Annotated in this window: 15 protein-coding genes, 2 tRNA genes and 1 pseudogene; 6 read left to right on the top strand and 12 right to left on the bottom strand. The window is 55.8% G+C overall.

The window, feature by feature from the left end:
• Positions 1 to 132 precede the first annotated feature (132 nt).
• Positions 133 to 519 (bottom strand): annotated as a pseudogene (locus tag BW978_RS22820) (ATP-binding protein); the annotation flags it as partial.
• Here BW978_RS22820 and BW978_RS23925 point away from each other — a divergent pair.
• On the top strand, positions 454 to 675 hold the full coding sequence (locus BW978_RS23925; RefSeq protein WP_280173607.1) for a hypothetical protein: 222 nt from the start codon (positions 454 to 456) through the stop codon (positions 673 to 675). The pseudogene BW978_RS22820 and the gene BW978_RS23925 overlap by 66 nt on opposite strands.
• 103 nt (positions 676 to 778) lie before the next feature.
• Here BW978_RS23925 and BW978_RS22825 read toward each other — a convergent pair whose 3' ends face one another.
• On the bottom strand, positions 779 to 1,270 hold the full coding sequence (locus BW978_RS22825; RefSeq protein ID WP_076398538.1) for an RES family NAD+ phosphorylase: 492 nt from the start codon (positions 1,268 to 1,270) through the stop codon (positions 779 to 781).
• A 14-nt stretch (positions 1,271 to 1,284) separates the two neighbouring features.
• A complete protein-coding gene (locus BW978_RS22830) occupies positions 1,285 to 1,635 on the bottom strand; it encodes an MbcA/ParS/Xre antitoxin family protein (RefSeq protein WP_076398572.1) in 351 nt (116 codons plus the stop codon).
• Between the two features lie 824 nt (positions 1,636 to 2,459).
• Here BW978_RS22830 and BW978_RS22840 point away from each other — a divergent pair.
• Positions 2,460 to 2,801 (top strand): DUF982 domain-containing protein, encoded by a 342-nt coding sequence (locus tag BW978_RS22840; protein ID WP_076398544.1) that lies wholly within the window; start codon positions 2,460 to 2,462, stop codon positions 2,799 to 2,801.
• 1,250 nt (positions 2,802 to 4,051) lie between these two features.
• On the opposite strand, the gene BW978_RS22845 is transcribed toward BW978_RS22840, so the two are convergent.
• On the bottom strand, positions 4,052 to 4,258 hold the full coding sequence (locus tag BW978_RS22845; RefSeq protein ID WP_076398546.1) for a cold-shock protein: 207 nt from the start codon (positions 4,256 to 4,258) through the stop codon (positions 4,052 to 4,054).
• A 638-nt stretch (positions 4,259 to 4,896) separates the two neighbouring features.
• Here BW978_RS22845 and BW978_RS22850 point away from each other — a divergent pair.
• Entirely contained in the window at positions 4,897 to 6,651 is a 1,755-nt protein-coding gene (locus BW978_RS22850) for a flagellin N-terminal helical domain-containing protein (protein ID WP_076398549.1), read from the top strand.
• A gap of 50 nt (positions 6,652 to 6,701) precedes the next feature.
• Here the strand turns inward: BW978_RS22850 and BW978_RS22855 are convergent, their stop codons facing one another.
• The 4 genes from BW978_RS22855 to BW978_RS22870 form a co-directional block, all read right to left on the bottom strand.
• Positions 6,702 to 7,364 (bottom strand): LuxR C-terminal-related transcriptional regulator, encoded by a 663-nt coding sequence (locus BW978_RS22855; RefSeq protein WP_076398552.1) that lies wholly within the window; start codon positions 7,362 to 7,364, stop codon positions 6,702 to 6,704.
• Positions 7,365 to 7,832: 468 nt separating this feature from the next.
• A complete protein-coding gene (locus BW978_RS22860) occupies positions 7,833 to 8,156 on the bottom strand; it encodes a hypothetical protein (protein ID WP_076398555.1) in 324 nt (107 codons plus the stop codon).
• A 465-nt stretch (positions 8,157 to 8,621) separates the two neighbouring features.
• On the bottom strand, positions 8,622 to 10,682 hold the full coding sequence (locus BW978_RS22865) for an ATP-dependent helicase (RefSeq protein ID WP_076398557.1): 2,061 nt from the start codon (positions 10,680 to 10,682) through the stop codon (positions 8,622 to 8,624).
• A gap of 567 nt (positions 10,683 to 11,249) precedes the next feature.
• A complete protein-coding gene (locus tag BW978_RS22870) occupies positions 11,250 to 11,486 on the bottom strand; it encodes a helix-turn-helix domain-containing protein (protein WP_076398559.1) in 237 nt (78 codons plus the stop codon).
• 106 nt (positions 11,487 to 11,592) lie between these two features.
• Between BW978_RS22870 and BW978_RS22875 the strand changes: the two genes are divergently transcribed.
• Positions 11,593 to 12,483, top strand: a complete 891-nt coding sequence (locus BW978_RS22875; RefSeq protein ID WP_076398562.1) for a LysR family transcriptional regulator — start codon at positions 11,593 to 11,595, stop codon at positions 12,481 to 12,483.
• Positions 12,484 to 12,788: 305 nt separating this feature from the next.
• Here BW978_RS22875 and BW978_RS22880 read toward each other — a convergent pair whose 3' ends face one another.
• Positions 12,789 to 13,148, bottom strand: coding sequence for a type IV secretory system conjugative DNA transfer family protein (locus tag BW978_RS22880; protein ID WP_076398565.1), 360 nt, complete (start codon positions 13,146 to 13,148; stop codon positions 12,789 to 12,791).
• Between the two features lie 202 nt (positions 13,149 to 13,350).
• On the opposite strand from BW978_RS22880, the gene BW978_RS22885 reads away from it, so the two are divergent.
• A tRNA-Ser gene (locus BW978_RS22885) sits at positions 13,351 to 13,440 on the top strand.
• A gap of 216 nt (positions 13,441 to 13,656) precedes the next feature.
• On the opposite strand, the gene BW978_RS22890 is transcribed toward BW978_RS22885, so the two are convergent.
• Together BW978_RS22890 and BW978_RS22895 are read right to left on the bottom strand one after the other, a co-directional pair.
• Positions 13,657 to 14,541 carry a hypothetical protein gene (locus tag BW978_RS22890; RefSeq protein ID WP_076398567.1) on the bottom strand — a complete coding sequence of 295 codons (885 nt, stop codon included), beginning with the start codon at positions 14,539 to 14,541 and terminating at the stop codon, positions 13,657 to 13,659.
• Positions 14,542 to 14,661: 120 nt separating this feature from the next.
• The gene (locus BW978_RS22895; RefSeq protein ID WP_076398570.1) at positions 14,662 to 15,357 is read right to left on the bottom strand and encodes a hypothetical protein; all 696 of its coding nucleotides are present in this window, start codon (positions 15,355 to 15,357) and stop codon (positions 14,662 to 14,664) included.
• Between the two features lie 200 nt (positions 15,358 to 15,557).
• Between BW978_RS22895 and BW978_RS22900 the strand changes: the two genes are divergently transcribed.
• Positions 15,558 to 15,646: transfer RNA gene (locus BW978_RS22900), tRNA-Ser, on the top strand.
• Positions 15,647 to 15,789: 143 nt separating this feature from the next.
• Here BW978_RS22900 and BW978_RS22905 read toward each other — a convergent pair.
• On the bottom strand, positions 15,790 to 16,867 hold a 1,078-nt coding region (locus tag BW978_RS22905), incomplete at its 5' end, for a putative bifunctional diguanylate cyclase/phosphodiesterase (protein WP_139330649.1).

Consider the following 16,867-nt stretch of genomic DNA (forward strand, 5'->3'; position numbering starts at 1 on the left):
CCACGGCATGCCGTGAGACCGAATACGTTGAAGCAGACTGTACAGGGATCAAAAAAACCACTTGCAAGCAGGGCGGGCCATACGTTTCCACTGAGCGCTGACCCGGCGTTTCCACCGAGAATTGACCCGCCTTTAGGTATCGTTCGTGTTGTTGGTCGGGGTCAAGTTCCTGCGTTTCTCCTCTGCTGTTTTGGGATGCTGAGCCGAGCTGTTCTTGAAGCGGAAGCTGTCGTTTCCGGTTTCGAGGATGTGGCAGTGGTGGGTGAGCCTGTCGAGCAGCGCGGTGGTCATCTTTGCGTCGCCGAAGACGCTTGCGCATTCACTGAAGCTGAGGTTGGTGGTGATGATGACGCTGGTGCGCTCATAAAGTCTGCTGAGCAGATGGAAGAGTAGCGCCCCGCCTGAAGCGCTGAATGGCAGGTATCCCAGCTAGTCGAGAATGACGAGATCGGGTTGAACGAGCCGATTGGCGATCTGTCCCGACTTGCCTTGCGCTTTCTCTTGCTCAAGCGGGTTGACCCTGCCACGCTCGAAGTCCGAAAGCCTCTTTTGCGAGTAGCCGACCAAGCCTGGCGCGCCAGACTGGGTCAGCCGTCGCCGTTTCCGTTCTTTTTTCAGCCGTTCATGCAGATCATCGACAGTCAGGACGAGTATTTTATAGCCGATCCATTATAGAATTCTGTTGGATGTTGGATTATTACTGAACGGTTATAAAGGCATGCGGCCATCAGAATTATAACTGTTCGGTTAAGTCTTCTTGCGTCTGTAGACGCCGTCCTCAAGCGAGACGGTTCTCGTCATCAGTCACAACCAGGCGAGATGGCGCTGTGTCGCCCCAGTGCCAAAGTACGAGATTAAGATCGCTTGACGATGAACCATGCGCATAGCTTTGAACGAGCAGTGCGTGATAGCCATCCTCGATCAGCTGCCGAGCAAAGACCTGGGTTCTTGCCTCTCCGCTTGATCTCATCTGGTCGCGCCAGGAGATGTCTGCGAGTGCTGCAGCATCCATTCCGTAGGCCGCCAGAGCGGCTTCGTTGCGACTGTCGAAGACGTGCTCGATATCTGCTCTGTAAGATACGATCGTCGTCGGTTGCAAGCTTCCGACCTGATTGCTCTCGCGGATAACGGTCATGATCGAAAGGGAGGTGTAAAGTGCCGGCACACCCTTCTTGTGGAAACGCCCGCCATGCCGTTGCGCCCCGTAGCCTGACAGCGGTTCCCGGGCGTAGATCGGGTTAATTGCCCTATACAACTCGCCCTTGAACATCGTGCAAGGCTAGACTAGGCGTGGATGCCGGCATCGACGGCGTCTATGTAATCGAGCACATCGTCGGCACGTCCGTCTCGGACAAGCTGCATCGCTGTCAGGCCTGAGAAACCGGGAAGGGGTTGTGATCGATACCAGGCATAGGCCATGAGCGCTGAGCCGAAACGAGGCTCGACCTTATTGATGATCTCCGCCACTTCGCGCAAACGCCGCTGCGTCTTGTCTGAACGGATCCTATCCTTCCGTTGAACTGCATCCTTGCCAAGGCCCGTCGTCCGGGCAATGTCCTCGCTGGTCGTCAGCAAAGTCTCCGCAAACTTGCGAGGGGAGAACATTCCGTCATCGGCATATTGAGTAAGGCTCATGGTGATCGTGTCCATAGTAGATTGCCGATTATCCTGACGGAATTTAGCGTCAGGATCACTGGGTTTCAAGTGCGATCGGCGCGGGGCGGCCGCGCGTCGTGTCGTTGCACGATCTCAAGGTCGGCGTCGTGGTCGCAGTCCTCGCGGGATAATCGTTCATCAAAAGATGTAAACTCGAGAAAAATGATCTTTACCTCCTATGCCCGGCCAATTTGGTGATTGACCGAATGACTGTCGGCCTTCCCTTGCAGCGATGGCGCCAGTGCTGAGGTTGAAGACATCGTTGTTGGGCGCATCCATTTCATGCTGCTGGCGATCGGCGGAATCCCATGACGACAGCGGGCTCGAGCTCGTCACACAGAACGGCTTCGAGGATGACATCATTCTACACGCGGGTGAGCTTGGTTTTTCTCGACGTCAGCTGCTTGATCCCAATCTTGGCAAGCTCGGCCTTGAGAACATGGCTCCGCAAAGTGAGGCCTGTCTCGGTTGTAGAGACGCCAACGGGGTAGAAACAACAGGTTACACAGTGCTCTCCTGAGCACGCAGAAGCGCGCGCCCCCGCGCCCACTTGGTGATGTCGCGGTAAGCATGATGATGTCCTGATGCTAGACTTCGATTAGGCTCTGTGGATGGACCGCGAAGCCTGTGCTGAGATGAGGTAGGCCCTATCGCGGCAGCGATGCCGGCCTGCCAAAGACCCGCGTACAAGTCCTCAAGCTGGTCGGATCTTTTCCTTCTGGTGCGCTGCCGACATCGGCGAACAAACAAGGCACACGCAAGCGTGAGGCATTAATGCTCGCCGTGAGAAACGGAGAGCAGAAATGAAGTCTGGATCTTGGGACAAAACCGTCACCATCGAACTGGGCGGTAAAAGCAAGACCTACGCGCGCATTTCGACAACGCGCGGGGCTGCATATTATCTTCTTGATCAGTGGCCCGGCTCCCGGGACCATGCGTACAAGCAGGCGATCGTATCATGTACGAAAGCGCTTAAGGGCGAAGCAAATGACGAGGCTGCCTTTGCCAGTTTCGTGCAGGCTGCAATAGTATCCGGCCTTGAATATACCAGCGCGCCCAGCGATACCCCTTACGATCTAGAGCAGGAGATCGCGAGAGCCTTAACGCACTCGATGATGAACGATATGCGCAGCCCTAGCCAATGAAGCCGCATAGCCTAGCCTCTTGAGCCGAATTTGCAGTTCAAGGATATTCATCAGCAATACCCTGTGATTCGTTAAAGTGCGCCGACACGATCGGTTCCATGTCGTTCAAATGAACCGCCAGCCCGTTGGGGTTGATGTTAACGCCGGCCCTGATTACGCCGGTTAAGGCGGCATCGCCAAGACGCAGACACGCCCTGCTATCGACGGAGTTGAGCGACCGCAGGCGGTTTACAGTGTGCCATCCACCAAGCCTGCTTGCCCAGATCCGGAAATTTGTCAAACTGCTTCCGCCGAGATATCCATCAGGTCGCTCAAGCTTCCATGGCTGGATGGATCGGCTCAGAATGCGGCGCCTCGTTGATTTGGATCCCGAGACCGATCGCGGCCTAGCAGGGAAAATATTGAAAGGCCCAAAATACGGTCAAAGGCAAGACGGATATGTCAGTCGCCAGACTGCACGGGCAACTTCTTAATAGCGAATGGGGTGTGAGCGAAGTCGCAGATATGAAATCCGTTGTCGTCACAGCAATCGACTGCACAGTTGAAGCGCTTTGTCTCGTCAAGCGTCAGGGACGGGATCGGGTCGAATGCTCGTTCGTCATCAAGGTGCGATCTTCGGCTAGCTGAACTTAGGTTATCTCATCTGGTCGGCGGCCATGCGCTGCATCATCAACATGCTGGTTGTGGTTGCCTCGCGTTGCACTATCTTTCCACCCTTCTTGAGCGTGTCCAGCCTGATTTGGCGCTGAGCCTTTCTATAGCAGGCGTTATGGCGGTAGTTTTTGTCACGTCTTGCAGGCTGACCTCAGGTGCTGCGATCCTCAACGCTGCCCATGCTGCGCGTGGTTTGCAGATCTCCGAGGAACATTGAGCGGGCTTCTCCAACAAGCGTCAATCGCAGGCTTTCCCAGATTTGTTTTCATTTATTCATGTAGATGGGGTAGATTTTTCACTTAATAGATGAAGACGTTCAACTGAACGCCGTCAATGCTACGAAACTGTAAGCGATGTGATGTCGCCTGGCTTGACAGAGAAGCTTGCGCAATCTGCAGTATCCACCTTTGTAGGGCAATTCGCGCTCTGCTGCTGAATGCCATTGTCTGGAGTGGCCGCCTGAAAGGCCCGTACTGGCCGCGAAATGGCGGTGCCCTGCGTAAGGCATGGAAATCCCATCCTTCCAGGTTATAGACGACGCGCGCTTTGGCTGTGATATAGCCAGCCGCACGCGTCACAATTGGGCTTTAAGGATATCAGCGCAGAACAGCGACGTTTTCTGCCTTGGATTTGCCGGTCTTGCGATCCTGGCCGACATCGTAGCTCACCTTCTGGCCGTCCTGCAGAGGGCTGCCCGTGCCAATCGCAGAAATGTGGACAAAGACGTCGGGTCCGCCCGCGTCTGGGGTGATGAAGCCAAAGCCCTTGTCCTGGGCGAAGAATTTGACGATGCCGGTGGCCATAATGATACTCTCCTAGATGCATTCTTGCACAATTCGCATAGCGGTTGAGGTTGTAGACGGCAAGTCGTCTTTCAGAGGGATACCTCCATCAACTTGGGTCGGTTCAAACGCGCTGATGAGGTGGAGACATTGGGGCGGTATCTACAGTGGGTGCCCAGATATATGGCGACACGCGTCACGGCAATCCCAGATGCAGCTCACTGCATCTAGGCGGTCAAGTGACATCCCTTTTCTTGTCGATCGGGCGAATGATCAAAGATGGAGCCTGACAATCGAGCAAGTGAATAACTTGGTTCGAGAAGTCATTTTCCGGACATGGACAGGATGGGGGGCTTCTCTCACCTAAGCTCTTGCGGCCATGGCTCTGGGTTCGCCCGAGCGGCCACCTTTCCTTCCATGAAATATGGAGGCCATTTCTTCATTTGGGATCGAGCGCCATCCAAAAGCATGGCGTTGGCATGCTCGTCGAGCGCCTGATCGAGCATCAATCTGTCTTCCCTCTTTTGAAATGAGGGGGAAATCCCCGTTGCATATTGGCGCCATTGTTAAGACATTGTTCAGCATGTTGTCGGTCGGAGTTACCGCTTCTTGGCTCATGATGACGCCCGCTTATCGAAATCCATTTTCAGCGACGTTTCATGACAAGCATCCTTTCAAACACCGCATCCATGGCCGCTTTGCAAACTTTGCGAAGCCTATCTGCATCGCTGCAGACGACACAAAGTCAGGCATCATCGGGGCTCAGGGTCGCGTCCGCGTCGGATAATGCCGCCTACTGGTCAATTTCCACGACGATGAGTTCCGACAGGCGCGCTGTCTCTGCGATCTCGGACGCTCTTGGCCTTGGTGCTGCCAAGGTCGATACGGCCTATGCCGGAATGGAAGCGGTCGTTGACGTCCTTGCAGAGTTCAAGGCAAAGCTGGTTGCATCCAAGGAAGCTGGCGTCGATAAGGAAAAGATCCAAGCCGAACTCGAGCAATTCAAGCAACAAGTGGTTAGCATCGCAGAGGCGTCGAGCTTTGGCGGACAAAACTGGTTGAATACTGATATCGCCGAACTTGATGATCCCACACAAAACAGGGTCTCTGTCGTCTCTTCTTTCATCCGGTCGGCCGGGGCTGGCGTGTCGGTGGACACGACAGACGTCGCACTCGACGAAATCTCGCTTTTCAACAGAACCGGTGGGGGCCTGCTCCAGTCGGCCAAGATCACGAAGCAGGTCAGTACCCCAGGTGGCCTTCCTTCCGATATCGGCGGCCTGCAGAATGGGGCAGTCTCTGACACGCCGCATTATGGCCATTCATGGTTTACGTTCGCCGGTGCCCGCAGTCTCGGACCCACAGATCAGATCTCCTTCAATGTGATGGTCGACGCCAACGCGCCCTATTCCGCCGGCAGCAATTACCCGGTCACGATCGATCAGGCGCTGGTGAATTCCGCGCTTGGAAAGTCAGACGGATCTATCACGAGTACCGCCGAGATGGTCACCGTGATGAGGGCTGCATTGACTGCCGCTGGCGTGCCCGCAGACATCTCGCATGATTTCCACTTCTCACCGACTTCTGGCAGCGGCAGTCTGATCGATGTCTTTTCGCTGGAAACGACCGCTCCCGGGCAGGGCTCAAGCATCGCAATTGGCTCGGTCAGTTCGTCGCTTGCCAGTAATTACAGTTTTGGCCTGTCGCAGGCCTACCAGCACGTCAATATTCCGCCCGCCGCCTACATCCCGTTCACCGCAGGCTTCCAGTTCCAGCTGACGGCGTCTTCGCAGTTCTCGTTTGACGTGAATTTTCCGTCAGCCGGGACGAGCCAGAGCTACACGGTGACCAAGGCCGATGTCGATGCAGCTCTTGGCACAAGCGATGGCATTGTCGGAAGTCTCGGTGATTTCGCGACAGTGCTGAATTCAGTTGTGAGTGAACTGAACTTCTCGTCTTATAGCGGCAATCTTTGGATTACCCCGGATACCTCCGGACCGCATGTCGGGCGATATGCCGTCTTCAACATCTCGAATACCAGTGTGACGGACATACTCACAGTCGAGACGAACTCGACCTATGTGACACTGAGCGGGTTTGATTTCCTATCCATCGATATCACTGATCCAGGTGCCGATATCGATGACCTAATTTCCGCTCTCGACGTTATGTCACAAGCTGTTGTCTCTGGTGCGTCTACCCTTGGTGCTTTGCAGTCGAGAATTGATCTCCAGGCCGGGTTTACCGAAGAGATGATGGCAACGATCGACAAGGGTGTTGGTCGTCTCGTCGACGCCGATCTCAATGCGGTATCGACTAGGTTGAAGGCGCTTCAAACCCAGGAGCAGCTTGCTTTGCAAAGCCTTCAGATTGCCAATACCCAGCCCGAGATCATTCTGTCCCTCTTCCGCTAGTTCTAGTCCGTTGAAGTGGCTGCTGGTGACTTCTGACCTTGTCCCCTTATTTAGAAAGTGTTTTCGCTGACTTGTGCGGCGACGATCTTTGCGACGAGATGAACGAGATTCTCAGCCTCGAAGCGATCCTTCAACCGACTAAGGCGATGCTCGATCGTCCGCGGTGATAAGTTAAGCCAGTCGGCGATTTCTTTTGTCGTGTGGCCTTCGATCAGAAGCTGTATAACATTTTCATCGATGGCATCCGTCTTCGCCTCGAGCATTTTTGGAAGCAGATAGCGTGTAACCACCAGACTGATGCACCAGTTTGGTCTTTCCGTGGCCTTTTGGGGCAGGATGAGACGTTCATATCCCACCTGGATTGCACCGATCTGTGACCTGACCATCTCTTTTGTTGGGCGTCTCAGCATCAAGGCCCGTGTGTAGGCAGGGATCATTGATTGATTGACAAAGCCCCGGTCAAGCTCACGCAATGTCGTGTCGGCAAAAGCTGGAGCGAGCTGTGCAAGAAGCGAACTGCGGAAGCTGAAATTACGGATCCGGCGCAATTGCCAATCATAGGGATCATCCGCTTCTGTCTTCATGACGAAGAGCGCCATCTTGGCATTGAGCCTGTTGGCGACGTCTGCATAGATCTCTGCGGTAGAGGTTGTGCCGGAGGACGTCAGCCACGTGTCTATCAGGGCGCGGGACAGTAAATTGAACGAATCCATAAGCACTTGCAACAAAAGAGTTTATTGAACAATGGTGCTTACAGGGGACAACCAAAGCCTGCAAATTCTTTCTTTCAACCCCTGAGGATTTTGACAGAAAACAAAACCGCAGCGTGTCTGTGACATCTTCGTAGGCCATCTTTATTCCGTTTTGCCGGCACGTTCTCCGGTTGCGAAAATTAGGCGGCCTCTGAGCCACAAGTGTCACCGCGCGCGTGTCAGCGTCGTTTCGCAGCTGATGACTGAAATGGACGTGGCTAGCGACGCTTAGTGATCGGTGCTCTTGACCTGTTCCAGGACAGGGAGCCAGAATGGCTGATTGGACTTGTTATACATAAAGCGTCGCTCAAGCTGTCTTCTTGGGGTGAGCTGTCGCGCACTGGCCATTTATGCTGCTCGGTAAGAGCAATGGGGGGCACAGATGATTTGGCTATCGCCTGTCGTTGCCTCTCCCTTTCTTCTCCCTTATCAGCTTTTGCCCCAACCGTCTTGTTCGTCACCTTGATCGCGATCCAGCCCGCACCAGACGCCGGTGGCTGGGACCATGATGGGTCGAGGGGTTAAGCGGATCATGTAGCGTTGACAAAGCCGCTCTGTGATGCGGTCAGCGATCGCCTGCCTTGCCCGATCGCGCTCCCTGGCGTCTATCCCAGCCAGGGCTCGCGCCTCGCTGTCGGCCACATCTTTCAGGACCTTTTCGATATGGTGGGCAACACGGCTGAGGATCACGATCCGGTCATTCTTATAGAAACAGAGCGATGCCGTCACGGCACGGACAATCGCATCTGCCATGACCGGGGCCAGATGCCAGTCACGGCGACGGCTTGGGCCACATCCAGCAAAGCCGCGAATTGTCGTGCGGCGTAGGCAGCCAAGCGCAATGGCGACATTGAGCCGAAGGCGCTCTCGAGGGTGATCTTGCATGACAGCGCCTGCCTTTGATGGCGAGAGAACGGAATATGTTCCTACTATGTTCTCAAATGGGTCGAGGTCAAGAGCGATGACGGCCAAGCACGGAACCGGAAAGGTGTTGTCCCCGCTTGCTGAGGGGCTGCGGTGCCAACGCCTTTCCGGGTAACTGGGAGCAGTTCATCAGGCGCCATCTTGGGAAAACGGCAAGCAGGGTCACGAACCTGTCGATGTCTTTTGGCTGGCTGTCACTCCGGCGTTCAGGGAGTGCACCTGCCGCAGCAGTCATTTCGATGCGAAACGGGACTGCGGTTTCCCGCCCGTCGAATCTTCTTTGTTAAATGTGTTCTATTTCCACATGCCGCGCATATGTGCCGCGACATCAATACGGATTTGGCTTGCACTGCGCTTTGGCGTGGACTGGGAAACCTTCGGCCAGCTTGTCTGCTCAAAAAACTGCAACAGCATGGCCGGGATGAATCGCGTGCGGGACGCATAGACATGCCGATCGCCGCGGCTATTTTGCCCATGGGTGTAAAACCGCTGTGGCGTGATCAGGCTGAGGCTGTCTCTAGCCCTGGTCATGCCGACATAAAGTAGCCGGCGCTCTTCCTCGAGCTCATCTGTCGTTCCCGCTCCAAGGTCAGAGGGCATGCAGCCGTCAACGACATTGAGCATGAAGACCGCACGCCATTCCTGGCCCTTGGCGGAATGGACCGTCGAGAGGATCAGGTAATCCTCGTCAAGCAGGGGAATGCCCGCCTGATCGCTTGTTGCATCCGGTGGATCGAGTGTCAGTTCAGTCAAGAAGCGCTCGCGGCTTGCATAGCCGTATGCGATCTGCTCGAGCTGTACGAGGTCAGCCTTGCGGGTGTCTGGATCCTCATGGATCCGTTCGAGATGCGGCTCATACCAGAGCCTTGCCTGTTCGATGTCGCCCGGCCAGCCATGTTCATCTCTGCGAAGGGCGCAAAGCAAGGTGACCAACGGTGCCCAGTCATCGCCGGTTTTCGGCGGCGGTGGGATCTCGGCAAGCGACGCCAGGGGCTCAGGATCCCCGGCAATCGTGTCGAGGATTGTGGCAGCCCTTTGCGGCCCGATACCAGGCAGCATCTGCAGCACCCGAAAACCGGCCACGCGATCACGCGGGTTCTGGGCAAAGCGGATGATGGCCAGGAGATCCTTGACATGAGCACTGTCGAGAAACTTGAGGCCACCGAACTTGACGAAGGGGATATTTCGCCTAGTCAGTTCGACTTCGAGCGTACCGCTATGGCTCGACGCCCTGAAAAGAACCGCCTGTTGCTTGAGCGCAATGCCGATCTCGCGGTTTGCCAGGACCTCTTCGACGATAAAGCCTGCCTGGTCGTTCTCGTCCTTGACTGTCACCAGACGGGGCTTTTGTTCTGATTGCCTGTCGGTCCAGAGGTTCTTGGTGTAGCGCTCGCGTGCCAATCCAATCACGCCATTGGCAGCAGCGAGGATCGGCTGCGTCGAGCGATAATTGCGGTCAAGCGTGATGACATCAGCCGGCTTTGGTGAAAACTCATTTGGAAAGTCGAGGATGTTTCGGATGGTTGCTGCCCGAAAGGAATAGATCGATTGGGCATCATCGCCAACAACGGTTAAACCCCGCCCACCCGGTTTGAGCGACATCAGGATCTGCGCCTGCAGCCGGTTGGTGTCCTGATATTCGTCGACCAGCACATGGTCGAAGCGGTTGCCGATATCGTCGGCCAGTTCCGCATGCGAAACCATCTGTGCCCAGTAGAGAAGGAGGTCGTCATAGTCGAGGACGCCCTGCGCCTGTTTGGCCGAGACATAGGCGGCAAACAGCGCCTTTAATTCCTCTTCCCAGTTGATCGCCCAGGGATAGGCGGATTTCAGCACCTCTGCGATCGAGCTCTCGGCATTGACGACGCGCGAATAGATCGCAAGGCATGTTCCCTTGGTGGGAAAGCGGGTCTCGGTCTTTGACAAGCCCAGCTCGTGGCGCGCAAGGTTCATCAGGTCGGCGCTGTCTTCGCGGTCATGGATCGTGAAATCGACGCTAAGCCCAATCTGTTCGGCATAAAGCCGGAGCAGTCTGGCCCCGATCCCATGGAAGGTGCCCGACCATAGAAGACCGTCAGCAAGTGCCTTGTCGCCGAGCACCTGTCGGCAGATACGATCAACGCGGCGCGCCATTTCGGAGGCGGCGCGACGTGAGAAGGTCATCAGCAGGATCCGGCGTGGATCGGCCCCGTTGAGGATCAGATGGGCGACACGATGGGCAAGCGTGTTTGTCTTGCCGGAACCCGCACCTGCAATGATGAGAAGCGGACCTGCTTTTGACGGCTCGCCCGGGCCGGTGCCATGTATGACCGCGTCCCGCTGTTGTTCGTTGAGGCTTTCGAGATGGGCGGTCATGCGGTCTCGTCTGATCTTTGAAGCATGGGATCTACACTTAAGCCTTATCGTCCAAAATTGGGCGGATTCCGAACAAAGGAAGAACATATCAGATTTGGGTATCGCTTCAAGCGGCGTGTAGGGAAGGGAGCACTGGTTTATCGACGTCGTGACAGAGGCGTGCAGCGGCTAAGCCCGGGATGCGAGCCGTAGAGCAGGCCTGTCTCGGATGTGCCCCCATCCTGTAGTGGGGAATGCTATCGGCAGTATGATGGCGTGTTCGCCGGGGGCTTTACGTAGGCGACTTCTAAGACTGCTCCAGAGCAGTGGTCTGCAGTGAAATGATAATAGGCTTCCATACCTATCAATGCAGGCCGTTGTCAGCCGTACAGAATGCCAAATTTTCGTTGTGCAGAGTCGGGTTAAGGGATGCCTCGGCTTTGCCAAAGGAGGTCTTTCACGGATGGCACCAGGGCAAGCTTTGCTGCTTGTTGATCTGCTGAGTCGACGAGAACTCAAGCTAAGAAAACCGCGGCATGGCTGAAGGGTGCCTGCTGAGGAAGTCTGCTTCGATTGTGCCTTAAGGGCTCAATCTCCTTGATGACGCTCGTCTACCTCCGCTGATTTGATGAGATCTTCAGGTCGAGAGCCTAGCGCACGGGCTAGCTTTTCCAGAACTTCGATGGTGGGGCTGTAAACAGCACGCTCCAAGGAGCTTACATAGGTTCGGTCTACGTTCGCCCGGTGCGCAAGCTCTTCCTGCGACAGGCCTTTCGCCTGCCGCATCTTCCGTAAATTTCTGGCAAAAAGCTCACGAATTTCCATGAGGTATGGAAATCATTTGTAGAGTATACAGCTACAGAGTATACTCTACAAAAGCTCACTGAGCTGCGATCGCTTCAGCTCAATCACATGTATGCGGGAGCTGCCAATGGAAATCCGCCAACTCTCTTACTTCGTAGCCGTCGCCGAGGAGCTGCACTTTGGCCGTGCCGCCATGCGGGTGAACATTGCCCAGCCGGCGCTGAGCACGCAGGTCCAGGCGCTGGAGAAGGGGCTTGGCGTGCAGTTGCTGACGCGCTCGACCCGCAAGGTAGAGCTGACGCGGGCAGGGGAGGTGTTCTACGATCGCTGTGTTAGGATGCTGGGGGAGCTGGATCTCTCAGCAGAGATGGCGCGTGCAGCGGGGGGCAGGACCATGCGGGAGATCAGGATCGGCACGATCTATCCCGCAACGACAGGGGTGCTCCCCGCATTCCTCGCCCGGATTGGTCGGAAGTTTCCCGACATCCGCCTGCATGTCTCGAACGGCTCGACATCGGAGATCATCCGCCAGCTGGAATGCGGCAAGCTGAACCTCGGCTTTATCCGCCCTGTCGAGAACATCGGCTCGCTGCGCTTCTTCTCGATCGCCCATGAGCGGTACCTGCTGGCTGTGCCAATAGGAAACCCACTGGCCTCGAAGCACGAGGTGACGATCGACGATCTGAGGGCCGAGAAGATCATCGCCTTCAAGCGGCAGAACCTGTCCTTCACCGAGCGCTATTTTGCAGAGACCTTCGAAGAGCACGGGCTGAATGACAATGTCGCCTATACCTGTGACGACACCTTCTCGCTGATCTCGCTTGTCTCCTCGGGTCTCGGTGTCGGCTTCGCACCTGAATGGACGGGGGATCTGCCGGGCAGGGACGTCGTGCTGAAAAAGGTGACGGGTGTCGACCTGAAAATCGGTCTTGGTGTCGCCTGGAGCAAGGATGATCCGACGGCAGCCCGCGATGACATCATCGATATCGCAAGGACGCTGGGACGGCCTGGCAGGTAAGGGCGGCGATATCAGCGACTGGACCGATAAAGCTCACTGCCCGTTCGTGCGGAACGCCATGGCCGGGTGAAGTCGGTCCCGCCTGACCCTAACAGGTCGCTATGCTCAGGCTCCTGCGGCTTCCCTTTGTGCGGCCCTGACGTGACGAGAATTCCCGCGTTCGCGCCCTGCGGTTGCCGCGATGCTGAACGCTCCGATGTTCTTCACTGTCTGACCCGGATCTCGCGCAAGCGCGGCTTTGATCCGGGTTGGTCTTGGGGCTCGGGCGTGGTTTGCGCTGTGTGCGCTGGTGCATGGTTGGCGGCTCAGGACGGGTCGAATAGAGTGCGGAACTCCGGGTCTGTGTCGTCGCGAATCTTTTGCGCCAGTGCCGGCCTCTGGCCCCTGTTGAGCAGAATCATTGCCTCGTCAGGGAGCCGCATGATCTCGTCCGGGGCCATCAGGTCACGGGCCACGATATGCTCGCTGGATGTGATGCTGGGTGGCTTCCAGGGTAGGTTTGGACTGCTCCAGGATTGCGTGACGTGCCGTTCGTCCATGCGGCCGATCGTTCTTGCAATCAGGCTTGCCGTCTCGATGGCATTGACGCCGAACACCTGAAGTGTGCTGGCATTGGAGAGGAAGGTGCCAGACCGCTGCCCGTAGGTCTCACGCAGCTGACGCATGTCTTGCAGGATCGGCCAGAGCTGAACGCCATAGCCTGTTCGACGGGTACGAGGTGGCCAAGTGCCGCAGACTTTTCAGGACGCGCACTGACAGTTTGTTGTTTTGGGAAGCAAATGGAGAAAGCGTCACATTCGCTCTTGCATGGGGGGGGAGTTGCCGCTATGAGACAGCCCGCGCCATCGAGCGCCGACCAATGTGACCGGAGAGGTGGCTGAGTGGTCGAAAGCACCGCACTCGAAATGCGGCATACGGGCAACCGTATCGTGGGTTCGAATCCCACCCTCTCCGCCATAAACAACCTTTGGGGTGGAAGGGGTTTCAGCAAAAAGACTGAGATCTGATCGGCTTTCGCGTCAGTGGGTTTGTGTTACAGGGTCACGTTCCCGGCACCTAAAGGGTCACTTCCGAAAAATTCTACCGCTCCAGTCGACCTTATGAGTGCGATCGATATGCAGGCACGGTTTGCTCTTGGCGCCATTCGGAGGTCCAGTTCTCATCCTCTACCATCTAACGTGCTAGTGCCTCGAACAGCTCGGCTATTTCGCTCGACGTTCGGAGGTATCTATTGGAGTTGAGAAATCCGGCTCTAGGCGCTTGGCGCTCAGGAAGCTCGCCAGGCGCCAGAGCGAACCCAGCGGCGTCGATACCGAGGTTTATGCCGTTCTGTGGGTCTGATCGATCAAGGAAGAGCGCCAGAAGTCCGCGGGTTCCGTCTGGTCGCGCTTTTGTCATCTTCAGACCTGTCGGACGCGGCTGAACCTTGAAGCCAGCACTTTCGGCTTCGCCGATGCACGCGTCGAACAGCTCGTTGACACCCAGCTTGAACGCTTCGGCGTGCACTTGTTCCAGAGTTTTCGTGCTGCGCTTCGAGCGGCCTACCAGTTTTGGAACAGCAACATCATTCCAAGCAAGGTCCGCAGGAGGTCTGGCTTGATCGTAGGTAGCTCGTTCGATTGCTTCCGAACCGGTCCATTCTATGATCCGGTAATTGAAATGCCACTCCTCGGCTCTGGAAGTCAGCATCGATTTAAGTGATTCGAGACCCTGTGCGCTATAGCTGCCCGCCAAGATGCCAATCGAAAGGGGCGCCAATTGCGACCAATGCTCTCGAATTACGTCAAGTTGCCGCCCGCGAACACCTGTGTAGAGATCAGCTAACGTGCAAGCTACTTTGGCTTCCAAGGAGCTTCCACGGTCTTCGCGGTGATACACCATGCCACCGTGAACGACCGGCTTTACCTCAATGGCGATCAGTTCGTCTTTGAGCCATCCGATGCTATCCATACGGTCGCCGATCGCCTCTTCATCAGAGGTGAGTTCACGATAGTCCCAATGACGCTTCATCCAGGTGGTCGCTGCCTGTTGCAGGCTCTTTTCCTTATAGACGTGCATCGGCAATCATCCCATTGCTAGAAGGCAAGTGCGTTTGGGGCGCCAAATCTTGCAACGAGGTTTAACTATGCACTTGTGCTGAAACACGGTTTACTCCTACCTAATGACCGTTGCTTCCTGTCAGCATCCGTAATCGAGAGCGGGTTGCCGAGGGTCCGGAGACTGCTGGGCGGGCTCGCTTTCGAAGAGTTGGCCGCGAGGATCGTCTCGCGCATGTGGAAGCAATTCATAGCTCTCGAGGTTCGCCATCGCTAAGAAGTAGGCGCTCTTTTTTTGGGGAGCCCCACGCAGCCAGTCTGCCAACTCTAGTTGCACCTGCTGCAGCCAAGAAGGCGAGCCCTCAGCTCCAGAGCTTGCCGAAGAAGCGATCAACGCGTTCATGTAGATAACGCGGCCTACGCCTGGGAACTCGTAGATGTCGTGGTTGCTCAAGCCTTCGAGGCGTCTCCTGATGAGCCCACGTCCGATTTCCAATATCAGCTGATCCTCTGGATAACGCTCGTCAGCTGAAAACCAGTTCAGGATTTCTCTGCGACAATCATCATCATCGGTGCCGTGATAAGCGCCGAGGCCCATGTTACAGATGGTGCAGCAGGGGACGAGCTTGCATTCGCCAAATTGCTGTCGGATCTTCCTCTTGGTGACTAAACCACCGTCTGCGAACCGATGAAGCACATATACCGGCGGTCGGTGGTCAAGCTTCCCATCGTTGGCGATCCCGCAGTATATACACCGCTCGCCTTCGATCCTGCGATAAACGTGCTCGAAGCGCTTCTCCGCGATACTTCGAACATACCTCTGTTTTACGCGGGGCATGCTGCTTCCACCTTTCAGCGCCACTCGATGTCGACGGAGCTTATCGACGGGCAATGAATCCAAGTGTAAAGGCGTAGGAGGTATTTTAATCGTGGCTTATCTTTTGGCGGAGAAGCAGTCTGGCCAATCGTCCAGAGCTACACGCCGCTCTGGTGAAGCCATGAGACAGCCCGCGCCATAAAGCGTCGACCAATGTGACCGGAGAGGTGGCTGAGTGGTCGAAAGCACCGCACTCGAAATGCGGCATACTCGCAAGGGTATCATGGGTTCGAATCCCACCCTCCCGCCATAGTGAACCCTTGGGATGCGAGGGTTTCCCCTACGCTCCTGACGTATGTTTGTTTTCGGACTGAATTACAGAATTGACCAGGCCCACGTTTGCGGCACGCCTTTGCACGATGGCTTGGAATAAACTACCCAGCCAGAATTGGCTTAATATTGCTTGTCCAGAAGCGCATCAATTGTGCGGTCACAGACGGGACGGCTGTAGAAATAGCCCTGCCCGTGTTCGCATCCCGCCAGACGCAAGAAGCGCGCCTGCTCGATCGTCTCAACGCCCTCCGCCACGACCTGAAGCTTGAAACTTCTCGCCAGGTTCAAGATGGCCGTGACAATGGCACAGTCTTGTTCGCCGTCTGGCGTGTTCGTGATAAACGATCTATCGATTTTCAGACGGGAGAACGGGAGCTTTTTCAGCATATTCAAGCAAGAGTAATCGGTCCCGAAATCGTCAATTGCGAAAGTGACTCCCATGTCGGTCAGCTCTTTCATCACGCCCGCGGCCGAACCGATATCACGCATGACCGAACTTTCGGTAATCTCGATTTCAAGGAGCGACGGGTCCAAACCACTCTCCCTGAGTGCAGTTTTGACATGATTGATCACACCTGCGTTCTGAAACTGCTTCGGCGACATGTTGACACTCACCGGGATGCGAGGGTGACCATTCGTGCTCCATTTTTTGGCTTTGTGACAGGCTTTCCTGAGGACTGCTTCACCCAGCTCGACGATCACGCCGGTTTCTTCCGCAAGAGAGATGAACTCGGATGGAGGCAACATACCTTCCAACGGATGATTCCATCTGACGAGCGCTTCGACGCCTGAGACAAGGCCAGTTTTCAGTTCTATTTGTGGCTGAAAATGAAGCACAAATTCATCGTTTTGGATCGCCTTGCGCAGTTCTTCGGCGCGGAGAAACTTCTGCCGTGCGCTATCGAGGAGTTCCTGCGAAAAGGTTTCAACGGCGTTTCGACCATTTTCTTTGGCTTTATACATCGCAAGATCGGCGGCCTTGAAGAGGTCGGACGCAACAAGGCCGTGCCAGGGGTAGTAGGCGACGCCAATGCTACAACTGACCGTGAAATCCATGCCTTGTATCATCAACGGTTGCGCGACTGCCGCTTTGATGCGCTGATGTCGTTCGTCAAAGCTCTCATTGTTTTCGTGCAACACAAGAACAAACTCATCGCCGCCGATCCGAGCGACAATGTCATGCCCTGTGGCGAGGCGG

This window comes from Rhizobium sp. RU33A, assembly GCF_900156055.1.
Taxonomy (GTDB): Bacteria; Pseudomonadota; Alphaproteobacteria; order Rhizobiales; family Rhizobiaceae; genus Allorhizobium.

Bases quoted from the DNA above. Each gene is read 5' to 3' on its own strand.
- BW978_RS22825 (WP_076398538.1), bottom strand. From the start codon at position 1,270: ATGTTCAAGGGCGAGTTGTATAGGGCAATTAACCCGATCTACGCCCGG.
- BW978_RS22830 (WP_076398572.1), bottom strand. From the start codon at position 1,635: ATGAGCCTTACTCAATATGCCGATGACGGAATGTTCTCCCCTCGCAAG.
- BW978_RS22840 (WP_076398544.1), top strand. From the start codon at position 2,460: ATGAAGTCTGGATCTTGGGACAAAACCGTCACCATCGAACTGGGCGGT.
- BW978_RS22845 (WP_076398546.1), bottom strand. From the start codon at position 4,258: ATGGCCACCGGCATCGTCAAATTCTTCGCCCAGGACAAGGGCTTTGGC.
- BW978_RS22850 (WP_076398549.1), top strand. From the start codon at position 4,897: ATGACAAGCATCCTTTCAAACACCGCATCCATGGCCGCTTTGCAAACT.
- BW978_RS22855 (WP_076398552.1), bottom strand. From the start codon at position 7,364: ATGGATTCGTTCAATTTACTGTCCCGCGCCCTGATAGACACGTGGCTG.
- BW978_RS22860 (WP_076398555.1), bottom strand. From the start codon at position 8,156: ATGGCAGATGCGATTGTCCGTGCCGTGACGGCATCGCTCTGTTTCTAT.
- BW978_RS22865 (WP_076398557.1), bottom strand. From the start codon at position 10,682: ATGACCGCCCATCTCGAAAGCCTCAACGAACAACAGCGGGACGCGGTC.
- BW978_RS22870 (WP_076398559.1), bottom strand. From the start codon at position 11,486: ATGGAAATTCGTGAGCTTTTTGCCAGAAATTTACGGAAGATGCGGCAG.
- BW978_RS22875 (WP_076398562.1), top strand. From the start codon at position 11,593: ATGGAAATCCGCCAACTCTCTTACTTCGTAGCCGTCGCCGAGGAGCTG.
- BW978_RS22880 (WP_076398565.1), bottom strand. From the start codon at position 13,148: ATGCGTCAGCTGCGTGAGACCTACGGGCAGCGGTCTGGCACCTTCCTC.
- BW978_RS22890 (WP_076398567.1), bottom strand. From the start codon at position 14,541: ATGCACGTCTATAAGGAAAAGAGCCTGCAACAGGCAGCGACCACCTGG.
- BW978_RS22895 (WP_076398570.1), bottom strand. From the start codon at position 15,357: ATGCCCCGCGTAAAACAGAGGTATGTTCGAAGTATCGCGGAGAAGCGC.